This is a genomic window from Croceitalea marina, from assembly GCF_042684265.1.
GTDB classification, from domain to species: domain Bacteria; phylum Bacteroidota; class Bacteroidia; order Flavobacteriales; family Flavobacteriaceae; genus Croceitalea; species Croceitalea marina.
Window position 1 is genome coordinate 216,619 of record NZ_JBHULB010000006.1, and the last position, 14,425, is coordinate 231,043.

Sequence of the window (14,425 nt, forward strand, 5' to 3'; positions counted from 1 at the left end):
ATCCTCCTTAAAATGCGAATTTACAATTTTTTTAGTGGGATATTCTGAAGAAAAAAAAGTGATTTAATCTAAAATAAAAGTAGTTCCCAAGGTAAATATAGAAGCATTTAACCCATCGCTTCTATCATAATAACTAAAGCGAAGGTCTATTGTTTTAAGGCCAAAAAAGAAAAATTTTGCACTATTGAAAATATCTTTATACTGCAGTCCAAATCCAAATTGATTAGCTTGATATTCCGATAAATCATAGTCAGCTGTGTAAAAATCAAAAGTTGACAAGGCATCCTCTTTTGCGTAAAAATAGTCAGCTGCACTTTGGGTATAATAACGGTAGCTGGGGTAAAGGGTGAATTTATCATTCAACTTTATTGGTGCTTCTATATTGGCTGTGTGAGCAATTATTCCCCAATCGTCATAGTAAAAACGGTAATAAGAGCGCAATACGACAGCATCGTTTAAATAATAGTTCAAACGTCCGCCAACAGGAATTTTAAATCTTGATTCTGGCAGTCTTTCAATATCATCCGCCAATTGAAAATCATCAATAAAGAAATCATTGATATCACCAAAATAAACACGCTGAAAAGGAGTGCTTAATAAACCCTGTTGAGAGACCAAATCAATAAATAGGGAGCCCTGTAATTTTTTAGTAAGAATCTGCGAAAAAGAAAAGGAAACCGAATAAGTGTTTCTTTTCTCATTAGTAAATTCTGAGAAGTTTGGGGCATAGGCACCGACTCCTGTAACCCTATCATCAAAAAATCCTTGCCTTAATTCTATTGGGTATTGCGAATTCCAGTTATCTAAAAACACTCTTCCGCTTATAGAAATTTCGGTATTTCTTTCATTAAAAAGTTTGGCATAAGAACCTCCAAAACCTATCGAAAAATAATCATACTCATTAGAAACATAGGCATTAGCGCTCCAAATTGAATTTCGGTCATCAGAACTATGTTGGTAAGTAGGATTGAAATAAGCCAACACGTCTTTTCTCGACTCTCCCGATGAAGCATCAAACGGAGTTACATTTGGGTTAGTGCCATCTAAAGGATTTACATTACTTGATGATGCCGAAGTATAAGCAGATATACCGACATCTACAGTTAGCACATCATCTTCGTTTAAGGGCATTCTTAATACTAATGTAGAAGTGGCATCGGTCAATTCTTCGGTACCCTCGCCGCCAGTAACTGCAGCATTTTGACCATCTTGATTGTAATAACTAAATAATACATCTAACTCACCGGTCTCAAGAACCCTTTTTTTGTAGGACGTATCATTTTGCTGGGCAAATATGCCAATTGCAGAAAATAGAATAAGTATTTCTACAATTTTCTTCATAGCTCCTGACCAAAAGTTAGTAAGTTACTATCTGGGTCAAGTAACGAAAATTCTTTTTGCCCCCAAGGTTTGGTTTCTAAAGCTCCGTTTGGATGAATAGCTATACCATTAGCTATAAATTCCCTATATAATTTGTCAATCTCACTTGTACGAATATAAACCTGCCCATAATTCTTTTTTGGTCTTAATCCTTTAAACTGAAAAAAATGGATTTGAATACTATCTTTTTGCAACATCAAGTAGTCAGGGTAATCTGCAACTCCAAATTTCACAAAACCAAGTTTATTAATATAATAATCTTCAGTTACGGTTTTATTCCGCATTGGAAGTTTAGGGTTAATTGTCGTTAGCATTTTTTCTTTATAAAGGATTAAAAAATTACAAAGACCCTTCGTCAAGCTCAGGATACGTTCGACTAGACATTTTTAGCGCTGCTAAAAATGAGTCTAAACCTATCATCATATCAAAAAGACCCTTCGCCAAGCTCAGGGTAAGTTCGACTAGACATTTTTAGCGCTGCTAAAAATGTCTAGTCGAACTTAATTACATCCGCAGCCTCCCCCAGTTTTTCCGCCATTAGCTCCAGAAGAAGCTTCTCTATAAAGCTGAAAATTGGTTTCGAACCGCTCTACCGATTTTGCGCTCAATTGCATGTCGCTATCGTTTAAATAAATTTTATCATACTCTTTAACAGCTACACAAGAAGTAGAACAAATCAACAATAGTATTGCAACAAATATTTTACGCATATCTAAAACTACTGATTATTATCGAACAAAATACCTGAGCTTTTATGGATTTTATTCTCGCCATCTACCACAACAACCTCAACTCCGGGTATTTGATTGATTAAATGTATGCCACTATCTCTACCCAATATAAAAACCGCTGTTGCCAAAGCATCGCAGAGCTCCGCATCTTTTGCGAAAATCGAAACGCTATTTATGCCCTTGGTCGGGTACCCGGTTCTTGGATCTATAATATGGGAATATTTTTCGCCTTTGAACATTATATACTTTTCGTAATTACCTGAAGTTGCTACAGAAGACTCTACAACCGGGAGCCATGAAAACACCTTATTCTTACTAAGCGGATTTGCAATGCCGATCATCCACTTTTCTCCAGTAGCCTTTGTGCCCCAAGTAGTTAAATCACCTGATGCATTGATAAGTCCGGCCTTTACCCCTTTTGAGATTAAAAGTTCTTTGGTTCTATCGGCGGCGAAGCCCTTACCTATTGCTCCAAACCCAATACGCATTCCTTCTTCTTCTAAAAAAACGGTCTGTCTTTCTTTGTCAAGTAGTATTTTCTTATGCCCTATTTTCGCTATGGAAGAAGTTATGGCCGTTTCAGTAGGCAACTTATCCATTTTACCATCAAAACGCCAAATTTTATCCATGGAGGCATACGAGATATCAAAAGCGCCATCAGTAATTTCAGAAATTTTCTTGGCGCGCTCAATTAGCCTAAAGAGTTCCATGCTCACTTTTACCGATTTGATTCCTGCATTTTTATTAATCAAGGAAGTTTCGCTATCGGCATCCCATGATGAAATCATCTTTTCGATTCTGGTAATTTCCGATACCGCCTCTTGAATATTTATATAGCCAATCTCTTCGTTTTGGGCAACAACCGTTAACTCAAAACGGGTTCCCATGAGTTTCAAAACCTTTTTCACCGTAACAAGTTTTTCTCGTTCCTGACCATAGGAAAGGGAACAGAAAAAGCAGAGAATTACAGCGATTTGTTTCATTATAGAAAAGAGTTCAGAACAGCGATATAAGCTTCTGGGCTTATTTTTTGGTATCCGGTAGAACCAAGAACCTGCTCTGACTTATCCAGCACCAAAACCAAGGGGTAATGGCCTTTTGGGTTAAATCTTTCGGCCAATCTTTTATTTTGATCTAACTGCTCTTGGGGGAGTTTATTTATTTTCTTTCTAGGAAAATCTGCTTTATACAACACATACTTTTCTGAAGAGAATTGAATAAACTTTTCCGATGTCCAAATATTCTTATCCAATCGTTTACATGGAGTGCACCAATCTGAGCCCGAAAATACAAGAATTAAGGGTTTATTCTCTTTAGTTGCCTTTTCCAAGGCTTCACCATAATCCTGTTTCCAGTCTTGAGCCGAAACTCCTACTGAAAAAAAAAGTATAACACTAACTAGCAGATACTTCATAAGTCTTAAAAGATTTAGCTTTCAAAAACGCGAAGTATGTCGCCATTTAATTCTGTTTGAAATACTTTAAGCGGATTATTTGTAACAGAATTTAAAGGAGTACCCGTTTGACTAAATCTAGAGCCATGCGTAGAACATCTGAAAATACCGCCATCCTCGCTGATAAAACGAACAGCATCTGTTTGTTGATGGCTACATATTTGGCTAGCGGCCACAAAATTACCTTCTAAATTCCGTGCGACAACAATATCGGTCAATCTATCGGCCGGGTTCGATTTTGCCAAAATAAAACCTCCGTTATTAGCAAGTGGTGCCGAATTCGCATCTGTTAAATCAACCGTAAAATCAACCCCAGTAGGTTCTGGAAATGTTTCCAAATCTTCCGAGTCGGAAGAGCATCCGTTTAAACAAGGAAATGTAAGGGCAAAAGCGGCGCCTGCTCCAAGGCTTCTCAAAAATTCTTTTCTTTCCATAGCGTGATATGTTTATTAAAAGAACGTGAGATTTTAACGAATCGTATGACTAGTACTCAAATGTTCCGTATTCACTTTTAATAGTAAGCCTTTTGGCCGTACTTTCTTCCACACGACCTATAATTTTAGCATCAACATTAAAAGCTTCGGAGATTGAAATTAAGTCTTCGGCAATCTCCGCATCAACGTACAACTCAAGGCGATGCCCACAGTTAAATACTTGATACATTTCTTTCCAATCTGTGCCTGACTGCCCTTGAATTAATTTAAACAAAGGTGGCACATCAAAAAGATTATCTTTTATAATGTGTAGCGTATCTACAAAGTGGAGGATTTTGGTTTGAGCACCCCCACTGCAATGCACCATACCATGAATTTCTTGAGCGCTATATTTTTCAAGAATGCGCTTTACAATGGGCGCATATGTTCGTGTTGGCGATAATACCAATTTACCCGCATCCAGCGGGGCATTTTCTACCGAATCAGTTAGTTTTGTTTTACCTGAATACACTAAATTTTCAGGTACTGATGCATCAAAGCTTTCTGGATATTTCTCCGCTAAATACTTTGAGAATACATCATGGCGTGCAGAGGTCAAACCATTGCTTCCCATACCGCCATTGTATTCTTTTTCATAAGTAGCTTGGCCGAAAGAAGCAAGCCCGACAATAACATCTCCTGCTTTTATATTGGCATTGTCTATAACCTGATTGCGCTCCATTCTTGCAGTAACCGTGGAATCAACGATGATGGTTCTCACCAAATCGCCTACATCGGCAGTTTCACCCCCTGTGGAATGAATGGTCATTCCGTAAGCTTTTAAATCGGCAATCAATTCTTCAGTACCATTGATAATTGCTGAAATCACTTCTCCTGGAATCAAATTTTTATTACGCCCGATGGTGGAAGAAAGCATGATGTTATCGGTCGCGCCAACACAAATTAAATCATCTATGTTCATAATGAGCGCATCTTGCGCAATACCTTTCCAAACAGAAACATCACCAGTTTCCTTCCAATACATATAAGCCAGCGAAGACTTGGTACCCGCTCCATCGGCATGCATCACCAAACAGTGGTCTTCACTGCCCGTTAAATGGTCAGGAACAATCTTACAAAACGCTTTGGGAAAAAGCCCTTTATCTATATTCTTTATGGCATTATGAACATCTTCTTTTGAAGCGGAAACACCTCGCTGGGCATATCTTTTACTGGCGTCTGAGGACATCTAATCGGTTTTGCGCAAAAATAAGGAAAGTAGTTGATTGAAAATTACAAAAGAGAACTAGAGTAGTATATCTTGCTTATTAACATCCTTCTCAAAAAACAAATTAGTTATTTCATTGGTCTTATTTTCTTTTCAGAAACCGACATGACCAAACTCTTGCCAGGTGTTTGCTTTTCACATAAGTCTGTATTATACTTTTCGGAAATTTCAACAGCATCCCAAATCATTTTCTCCATAGCCTCTTTAGGAAAAGATTCAAACGCTGTTAAGGAAATATGTCTAATCAATTTTCCTTTCCCTTCCAGTTTCACGTTATTGTTCTTCAATTCTGCACCTCTATTGAATCCAAAGTTCACATGTTTAGCATATACCGAAATATGACAAAAAGCGTCTTTTAGTTTTTCAGATTTAGAATATGCCATCGCCACCGCATTGTAATTATCCCAAATAAGTTCATTGGCCTCGGGAACCAAATTGACTACATAATCTCGCAATTGAATTGTTAACTCTTGAATTCTTTTATCATAAGGTTGTATAAACCCCATTAGTTTAATATTAGCTTCCATAACTTGTCTAGTTATCTGATAAACTTTTCTTCGGAACCTTAAAAACCTCACTAATTTGAATAATTGGTTGAATATTAGTGTAATTGGGAATATCACCAACAATTTTTTGTGCGTTAGGTCCAAAAGATTCTTGATAGTCTGAAAGCTTATTAAAATACAAGTATCCAATAGCTACATATGGTATGTCGTCATCTGGTGTTCTTCCTGATATACCTTTATCTACAGACAAAGACTTTAAAGACTCTCCTAACAATTCAGCGACCATGGGCATGTGCTTAGTCGCATAATAGTCCATATCAAATGTTTTTCCTTCGCCGTTAGGATACATTATGGTCACTTTGACCATACCTGCCTTAATTTCTGACTTATCTGCTATTTTACTTTGACAGCCCGTTAAAATGACAATGGCAAAGATTAATAGGTGAAATTTTGTTTTCATAAAAGTCTTTTAAATTATTTTCAAGTTCGCTGGATACAGAAAATAGGCTAGCCCTTATTCGGAAGAACTAATGCACATTACAGTATCGCCTTCATTTATGGGTGGCGTGGCCAGTTTATACAGAATAATACCATCTTTTGGTGATCTATATTCTTCTATTACTTTTCCGAATTCATCGGAAGTATACCCCACCAAGTCATTTTTTTTAACGCTATCGCCCGCTTTATAGGTACTATAAAAAATACCGTTCACCTTGGCAATTATATAGGTTTGACTATTAAGATAGCTAATATTTTTGTTTGGGCCGGTACCCTTATCGTACATAGCCATGGTAGCCAACATATTATAGATTCCTTTTTCTATTAAACCTACATTCTCTTCTTGTACGTTACCCATTTTACCACATTCAATGCTTAAGGCAGTTTTTCCATCTTGTACCGCTTGTTTAAAAGCATACTTTGCCGGGTCTGTATCTGAAATGGTATAAGGATAGGACACAACATATTCAAATCCGCTATTCTCAGACAGTTTCTTTGCCAATGCAGTTTGCTTGGTGCTTTTGGTGTTGTTGTAGTAGCACACGAAGGGTATCAAATCTTCACAGGCATCTCCCCCGTGAACATCAAGAAAAACATCGGACACCGGAATGATATTGTCAGTTATAAACCAGGCTATTTGCTCCGTAACACTACCTGCCACATTTCCGGGAAAGGCGTTATTCAAATTCTTTTTATCAAGAGGATTGATAAAAGGTGTTCGTTTAAAAAATGAGGCAGTATTGGCGATTGGGATGATAATCAAAGTACCCTTGAGTTTATCTACATCAATATCTTTTAGTAGTCGTTGTACCGCAACAATTGGAGGGTACTCGAAACCGTGCACCCCAGAAACAATAGTAAAAGTAGGACCTTCTGTTTTACCCTTAATTATAGAAATAGGCAGATAAGCCGTATTACCGAGGCTATCTTTAAAATCGATACGCATCTGCGAATGCGAAGATCTTGTTTCATTATCGTAATTCTTTTGAAAAATATTTTGGGCAACTACATTGCTAACCATAAAAAAGGTAAGCAGCAGAGAAAAGATTTTCACCATTATAATCTAAAGTTTTATTTGAATCATTAATAAGCCAAGTTAAGAATTCAGGGGCAGTTGACCTTATACCATTTTTGACATTGTATTTACTTAACCACTCTAATAACTACCTTATCCTCTGTATTATTTAAAGAGGTGTCAGTAGCGGTAAAAGTCAATTCAAAATCACCCTCTTGAGAAGGAACCCCCGATAGCTTCATTTGTTTGGCATCAAAAGTTAGCCAATCAAAATCCTCTTGATTAAGTTCTAAAGTTAATAGCTCATCATTTATGTCTTTGAAGTAATTTGAAGGAACCTCTATTTCAAATTTTTCTCCAACCTTGAGTATCTTGTCAGAAAGCGAATTGAACACAAAGGGCTTGAATACCTTTGAAGTGTTCACCCAATAAATATCAGATTCTACCAGGGTATTTTCTTCAAATTGTAGCCGTGTAAAAAACAAAAAACTGTTGTCAAGGGTTACAAATGGTCTCCTATCCCAATCTTTTGAATTAATGCTTGAATCGAGCATAATGGGTGCAATCCAATCATTGTTTACATCACGATAACTTATATATAAATCCATCCAAGTTTTATCATTGGTAAAACGACAAAAAATGATAAAATCTGCTTTTGGAGAAATAAATACACTTTCTTCATCACTGGCAGAAGCCAATTCAGCTATTAGTTCTGTATTTTGATATGTACCACCTTCCAACTTTGATGAAAACAAATCGGCAGTGTAACAGTTTTCGATACCCTCACAGTTTCTGTTCGAAGAAAAATAAATTGTATTGTCTAAAGTCATACAGGCCGAAGCTTCTCTTGACAAAGAGCTGATCGGGCTAGTCATTTTTTTTGGATTACCCCAAGAATCATCTGTTTTAGTTAACATCCAAATATCAGTAACCCCAGTACTTATATCGGCCCCACTTTTAGCATATAACATAGACTTTCCATCAGGCGAAAAATAAGGAGGTATACGCTCTCGTTTTTTAGGGGTTTGAACAAAGTTGGTGAAGACCACTCGTCACTAGTCTTTTTCGCGTAAAATATGTCACCGCTAAAATCATCATTAAGGGTACCAAAAACTACTTCTTTGATGTTAGGAGTAAAAGAAATGCCATGCTCAAACTTGCCTTTTTTTGAAACGATATCTGGCGCAAAAACCTCAGGAGTATCATCAGGGTAAGATTGACCTAAATAGTCATTGCATTCCCCAGATGATTTGCAAGCAATTAGCGCAAAAATTAGAATAATTGAGAGTACTACTTTGAACATTTGGTTTTGATGATATACAACATGTTTGTGTATGATTTCGTTGCGTGTTTCAGCAACTAAACTAGCAAATAGAAACCGAATAGAAAATCCGCGAGGATTTTCGTAAGTAGGCGATTACTAGCAATGAATCATACACGGTGTTGCCTGCTGGTTTTTATTTCAACACCTCAATTTGAATCATTTCAATCTTGTTATTACTTGTACTTTTCAATTGGGTCATATCCTCTAACACAAGCCATCTTAAATTATGGATGCTATTTTTATTATCTTTAATAACTTCAATTTCATTGCCAGAAACATTAATGATTATTGTAGGGAATTCCATTTTTTGATAAACAAGACTTTCATTTCCGTTCAGTTCTATTCGTTTTGAACGAAACCATCTATTAGATAATTCACTAGTATTCGATTCATTATTCAATTTTAATCCGTCACCAGTGTTCAAGATTCCAATTAATCGCGAGGTTTTTGTTCCAACATTAGTAATTCTATGGATTAAATTTTGGGCTAGATAAGTAGAATCCAAAACCGTTTTTCCATTCGGCAAACCTTTTTTGGCAGGAATTTTCCAATCAGTATTTATTAATTGTTCAGAATAGTCTTGCCAACCAAGTGAAACATAAAACATTGGATTTACATGTCTATGAAACAATGTTGTATCGTTCGGTTTTATTTGAACATCTAAAATTTTAAAATCCTTATTTTCAAAGACTAGTTTATGTCTTGGCTCTTTATAAACCTCTACAAACTTATTTTCGCTTATTTTATTTTCTTCTTCCTTTTTGTCAGATTTTCCATAGCAACCAACTAGAAGAGATATAAGTAAAATTAGAATAGGCTTTGTTTTCATGTTGATTGTCGTTTTCCGATTGGTAATTAATCATACAAGTTGTTATGCTCAGTAGTATTACTAATTTATTCTTTAAACTGTTCTAATAATGCCAAACTACGAACAAGGGATATCATATTACGGTTATTATTGGTCTCATCCTTGCCTGCACTAAAAAATGCAATAATTAATCTTTTTGAAGGGGATATGTAAAGACCCTGACCTCCAAAGCCTTCCTTGAAGAAGTCACCATCTTCAAAAATCACATCCCAATGATAGCTCTGAAAATCTGCACCTTGTCCTTCATAATATTTTTTTCTCAAATGCTGATCAGTTCCTCCTTCAGATCTAAATAATGCTCTATCTCCCGTATGAATTTGATTTATATATCGTTCCGATGCTATTTTCGTAGTAGCATCATCTGTAAAGGCCAGTCCATATCTGGCCAGATCTCTCAAACGCATTAGCATTAAACCATAACTTCCTGCAACACCAGTACTTGATAGTGTTACCCTTGCATCATCTTCAGCTCCGATTTTTGTCCATATATATTCCTGAACCAACTGATGAAAAGGTTTGGAAGAAACTCTCTCAACGATTGCAGTTAAAATAGCAGAATTGGCTGAAGTATAGTCATAAGTTTTTCCAGCAGGTTCGATTGTTCCGGAATTAGCCAATAATTCCATTAGGCTTTCTTCAAATCCAGGATTTGGTTCTGTATAAACGGCAGAATGCTGCAGCAATTTATAAAAACAATGGTTTGGGTCAGTATAGGATCCTTTATCGCTTTCTCTGCAGTTGATTCCCGAGGTCATTCGTAACAAATTTTCAATAGTCACATTCTCCAATGGCTTACCTTTAAACTCTATAATATACTTTCCAATCGGATCCTGTTCGTTAAGTTTTCCTTCATCTGCCAAGTGTGCGATTATAGTTCCTAAAAATGTTTTACTCACAGAGCCCAAAAAATGCTTGTCAGTAGGTTCCATTTCAGGATACCTTTCATAAACCACTTGGCCTTTATGTAGAACAATCACTCCATTAACTTGTTTTTCATCGCAAATTTGGTCAAGTGACGTTTCCTTTTCAAAGTAGGCACTGGTAAGAATCTCTTGACCTAATGTATGACTGATATTTTCTGGAAGCTTTGTTGTTTTTGTATTTCCTTTTTCTATCAGAATAGTAGGAATATAGTTTTCCATATGCCTAAATACCTCTGTTATTTGAGGTCCTCTTCCAATAAGCGATTCAGGAAGAGTAAAACTTACTTTATGGTCTTTTGAAGTGGGTATTTTCCTTGACTCTAGAGCTAATGTTATTTTCTCTTCTAAAGTAAGCTCTTTGACTTGTTCTTTGCATCCAATTAATAGAAGAAAACTGAAAATTATAATTGCATTTAGTGATACTTTATAGTTTAACATATTCAATTATTTTTTATTGAGCCTAAGGTGTTTGTATGTGATTTTTGGCATTTTCAATGTTGGTTTTCAGCTTGCAGGCAACAATTGGATATAGTTATTGATGCTATCCAGCTTAAAAATTTATATAAATAAAACCTTCAATATAAATCATTAAATGTAAGGAAATACTAATCAGAGAAATGAGGCTCTTGGACAAGACAATCTTTTGCCCAGATTTTTTGTGTTGTTGCTTGGTCTACATTACCCCCAGAAATCACCATCAAAACCCGTTGTTTTGTTTTTTGGGTTTGCAACCATCTGCGAATAGCTTCCATAGGCATGGCACAGGTTGGCTCTATTCTACATTTAAGCAAATGGGTGAGCCATTGGGTCCAATAGATTAAATACTCCTCTTCAATTTCATAGAAACCATCCAGTTGCTTTAAATACTCAAAAGTAATGTCACCCACTGCCATGGTCATGGCACCATCTGCAAGGGTATCTGGCACCCCCGATAAGCGTTGAATACTTCCTTTTCGCAAAGATTCTGCTGCGTCATTGGCATTTAAAGGCTCGACCCCAAACATCTTTGCCTTAGGGGCCAATCCGCGCGTAGCGATCAAAGAACCTGATGTGAGTCCACCACCGCCACAGGGGGTGAACACGGCATCTATATTTTTTAACTCGGTTAACGCTTCATAGGCCGCAGTTCCCTGACCACAAATGATCTGTTCGTGGTTAAAAGGGGGGATCCAAAAAACACCTTCTTCCTTTGCTGCCTCCACCACCTTTGCATCCGTAATATCCCTGGTTTCGCTAAGTACAACCTCCGCTCCGTAGGCTTTTGTAGCCTGTACCTTTACTTTTGAGGAATAGGCTGCCATAAATATCGTAGCAGGAATGTTAAACTGCTTAGCGGCATAAGCTACAGCCTGTGCGTGATTACCAGAGCTATTGGCTACAATGTGCTTGGGCTTATGTCCGTTTTCTAAAAGCCAAGCCAGGGTGTTTACCCCTCCCCTAGCCTTAAAAGCACCTATTTTTTGAAAGTTTTCGGCTTTAAAATAAATCTCATGACCTAGCCAATCGTTAAGCAGCGAAGAAGTGAGAATAGGGGTTTTATTGATATAAGGTTCTATTCGATTTTTTGCCGCCTGTATGTCTTTTAATTCCAGTTGCATAGCATAAAAATATGGATTCCCGCCTTCGCGGGAATCACAACTTGAAATTATTTTACAAACAACAGCTCACGGTATTTTGTCAAGGGCCACATATCGTCTGCTACCAACTGCTCCAAACCATCGGCTTCAGCACGAATTTTATCAAAATAAGGTTTTACGTCATCGCAATATGCCTGTGCTTTTTTAGCGATAGTGCTTGCCTTATGGGCCTTATCTTTTGTAAGCAGCATGGCATCGGTAAGTTTTTTTGCTGCCATAATATGCTCGGCAATTTTCTCTAAGATGTTCAATTGCGGCTCGGTAATCTTTTTATGCGCTGCTCCATAGACCTCTTTTAGTCCAGCAACATTTTCTAAAAGAAGGTTCTGATATTTAATGGCAGCAGGAATGATATGGTTATAAATTAGCTCGCCTAAAATTCGACCTTCTATCTGAATATGGAATATGTAATTCTCCAACTCCACCTCTTTATGGGCCGTTAATTCTTTCGCATTCATTACCCCTGTAACATCGAACAGTGCAATACTTTCTTTTGATGTAAGTACCTGAAGCGCTTTGGGGGTATTTTTATTGTTACTTAATTTTCTGCGACGTGCCTCTTCTTCCCAATCTATGCTGTATCCGTCACCATCAAAGCGAATTCGTTTTGAGTTTTTAATATACTCTCTAAGTACGTTAAAGACCGCTTCATCTTTTTTCAGGTTTTTCTTGTCAATTAGCTCATCGACTTCTTTCTTAAAATCGGTCAATTGCTTTGCCACAATTGTATTTAAAATGGTCATTGGTTTGGCGCAATTCATTTTTGAACCGACACCGCGCATTTCAAATTTATTTCCTGTAAACGCGAAAGGGGAAGTTCGGTTGCGATCCGTATTGTCTAATAAAATCTCAGGTATTTTACCGACTACATTTAGCTTTAGCTCCGTTTTCTCTTGAGGGGAAAGCTTTCCTTTAGAAACACCTTCCAACTCATCTAAAACCTCACCTAGTTGCTTGCCAACAAATATTGAGATAATTGCCGGTGGAGCCTCATTTGCCCCCAAACGATGGTCATTACTTGCAGATGCTATGGACGAACGTAACAGTTCTTCGTAGGTATCTACCGCTTTAATGGTATTTACAAAAAAGGTCAAGAATTGAAGGTTTTTCATTGGTGTTTTGCCCGGGCTCAACAAATTAACCCCGGTATCAGTTGCCAATGACCAGTTATTGTGTTTGCCAGAACCATTTATACCTTCAAACGGTTTTTCATGAAAAAGCACTTTAAAGCCATGTTTATCGGCAATCTCATCCATCACATCCATTAAAAGTAGATTATGATCTACGGATAAATTTGCTTCTTCAAAAACAGGCGCTAATTCAAATTGGTTTGGTGCCACCTCATTATGCCTTGTTTTAACGGGAATGCCCAACTGGGTGCACTCTTTTTCCAATTCGCTCATGAAGCTCAAAACTCGACTAGGAATAACACCAAAGTAATGATCGTCTAATTGTTGCCCTTTTGCCGCAGAATTACCGACCAATGTTCTTCCTGTCATGAGAATATCGGGGCGAGATTGCGCTAAGGCCTTATCTATTAAAAAATATTCTTGCTCCCAACCTAAAGTAGCATTAACCTTTCTAACATTCTTATCAAAATATTGCGCTACACCGGTGGCCGCCTCATCGATAGCGTTCAGCGCACGCAACAATGGAGCTTTGTTATCTAAGGCCTCTCCCGTATAAGACACAAAAATAGTAGGAATACAAAGTGTAGTTTTATAAATAAAGGCCGGAGAAGTTGGGTCCCAAGCCGTATAACCGCGAGCTTCAAACGTATTGCGGATACCGCCACTTGGAAAGCTTGAGGCATCTGGCTCTTGTTGCACCAATTGACCGCCACCAAACTTTTCCATAGCCCTGCCATCTGGCAACAAATCAAAAAAGGCGTCATGTTTTTCTGCAGTAGCTCCAGTTAATGGTTGAAACCAATGGGTATAATGGGTTGCCCCCATTGATAGCGCCCAAGCTTTCATGCCTTCGGCAACTTGATCGGCAATTTTCCGATCTATTTTGCTGCCAGATAAAATTGCAGACTTTACTTTATCATAGGCATTTGTGGTCAAAAACTGAAGCATTTTTGACTCGTTAAACACATTCTTACCAAATAAATCAGAGCGTTTTCCGGTCTCATCAATCAATATTTTCTCTCTTTTATGGCTGTCTGCCAAGGCATCGAATCTCATTTTAGACATTTTGAATGAATTTTAGGACTGTAAAATTAACAATTTAGCAATATATAGCCTTAAAAATGATATTTTATTAATTAACCCCCTTCAAAATGGGGGTTAACAAATTTTTGATAACTTTTAACGATTTACCTCCCCAAAAAATTCATAATGCTGATAAAATAATTATTTTTACCGCTTATTAAAATTAAAGTAAACTA

The 14,425-nt window shown here is 37.2% G+C and carries 16 protein-coding genes; all 16 read right to left on the minus strand.

The window, feature by feature from the left end:
- Positions 1-63: 63 nt before the first annotated feature.
- Complete coding sequence (locus ACFSQJ_RS03040; protein ID WP_377765434.1) at positions 64-1,341, minus strand: DUF3570 domain-containing protein; 1,278 nt, start codon at positions 1,339-1,341, stop codon at positions 64-66.
- Positions 1,338-1,694 carry a bleomycin resistance protein gene (locus ACFSQJ_RS03045; RefSeq protein ID WP_377765436.1) on the minus strand — a complete coding sequence of 119 codons (357 nt, stop codon included), beginning with the start codon at positions 1,692-1,694 and terminating at the stop codon, positions 1,338-1,340. The genes ACFSQJ_RS03040 and ACFSQJ_RS03045 overlap by 4 nt, the downstream gene beginning before the upstream one ends.
- 186 nt (positions 1,695-1,880) lie before the next feature.
- Positions 1,881-2,090, minus strand: coding sequence for a DUF4266 domain-containing protein (locus ACFSQJ_RS03050; protein ID WP_377765438.1), 210 nt, complete (start codon positions 2,088-2,090; stop codon positions 1,881-1,883).
- An 8-nt stretch (positions 2,091-2,098) separates the two neighbouring features.
- Positions 2,099-3,094: an FAD:protein FMN transferase gene (locus ACFSQJ_RS03055; RefSeq protein WP_377765439.1), complete on the minus strand. Its 996-nt coding sequence runs from the start codon at positions 3,092-3,094 to the stop codon at positions 2,099-2,101.
- The gene (locus ACFSQJ_RS03060) at positions 3,094-3,525 is read right to left on the minus strand and encodes a thioredoxin family protein (RefSeq protein ID WP_377765441.1); all 432 of its coding nucleotides are present in this window, start codon (positions 3,523-3,525) and stop codon (positions 3,094-3,096) included. The genes ACFSQJ_RS03055 and ACFSQJ_RS03060 overlap by 1 nt, the downstream gene beginning before the upstream one ends.
- A 14-nt stretch (positions 3,526-3,539) precedes the next feature.
- Complete coding sequence (locus ACFSQJ_RS03065) at positions 3,540-3,998, minus strand: QcrA and Rieske domain-containing protein (RefSeq protein ID WP_377765443.1); 459 nt, start codon at positions 3,996-3,998, stop codon at positions 3,540-3,542.
- 49 nt (positions 3,999-4,047) lie between these two features.
- Positions 4,048-5,226: an AIR synthase related protein gene (locus ACFSQJ_RS03070; RefSeq protein ID WP_377765445.1), complete on the minus strand. Its 1,179-nt coding sequence runs from the start codon at positions 5,224-5,226 to the stop codon at positions 4,048-4,050.
- 107 nt (positions 5,227-5,333) lie between these two features.
- The gene (locus ACFSQJ_RS03075) at positions 5,334-5,792 is read right to left on the minus strand and encodes a hypothetical protein (RefSeq protein ID WP_377765446.1); all 459 of its coding nucleotides are present in this window, start codon (positions 5,790-5,792) and stop codon (positions 5,334-5,336) included.
- A 7-nt stretch (positions 5,793-5,799) separates the two neighbouring features.
- Complete coding sequence (locus tag ACFSQJ_RS03080) at positions 5,800-6,231, minus strand: EthD family reductase (protein WP_377765447.1); 432 nt, start codon at positions 6,229-6,231, stop codon at positions 5,800-5,802.
- 54 nt (positions 6,232-6,285) lie between these two features.
- Complete coding sequence (locus ACFSQJ_RS03085; protein WP_377765448.1) at positions 6,286-7,326, minus strand: succinylglutamate desuccinylase/aspartoacylase family protein; 1,041 nt, start codon at positions 7,324-7,326, stop codon at positions 6,286-6,288.
- 86 nt (positions 7,327-7,412) lie between these two features.
- Positions 7,413-8,255: a putative Ig domain-containing protein gene (locus ACFSQJ_RS03090; RefSeq protein ID WP_377765449.1), complete on the minus strand. Its 843-nt coding sequence runs from the start codon at positions 8,253-8,255 to the stop codon at positions 7,413-7,415.
- Positions 8,225-8,587, minus strand: coding sequence for a hypothetical protein (locus tag ACFSQJ_RS03095; RefSeq protein WP_377765451.1), 363 nt, complete (start codon positions 8,585-8,587; stop codon positions 8,225-8,227). Before ACFSQJ_RS03095 ends, ACFSQJ_RS03090 begins: the two co-directional genes overlap by 31 nt.
- Positions 8,588-8,741: 154 nt before the next feature.
- Positions 8,742-9,437, minus strand: coding sequence for a hypothetical protein (locus ACFSQJ_RS03100; protein ID WP_377765453.1), 696 nt, complete (start codon positions 9,435-9,437; stop codon positions 8,742-8,744).
- 65 nt (positions 9,438-9,502) lie between these two features.
- Positions 9,503-10,837 (minus strand): serine hydrolase domain-containing protein, encoded by a 1,335-nt coding sequence (locus ACFSQJ_RS03105; protein WP_377765454.1) that lies wholly within the window; start codon positions 10,835-10,837, stop codon positions 9,503-9,505.
- A gap of 167 nt (positions 10,838-11,004) precedes the next feature.
- The gene (locus ACFSQJ_RS03110) at positions 11,005-11,997 is read right to left on the minus strand and encodes a serine/threonine dehydratase (protein WP_377765456.1); all 993 of its coding nucleotides are present in this window, start codon (positions 11,995-11,997) and stop codon (positions 11,005-11,007) included.
- Positions 11,998-12,044: 47 nt separating this feature from the next.
- Entirely contained in the window at positions 12,045-14,231 is a 2,187-nt protein-coding gene (locus tag ACFSQJ_RS03115; RefSeq protein WP_377765458.1) for a glutamine synthetase III family protein, read from the minus strand.
- Positions 14,232-14,425 lie beyond the last annotated feature (194 nt).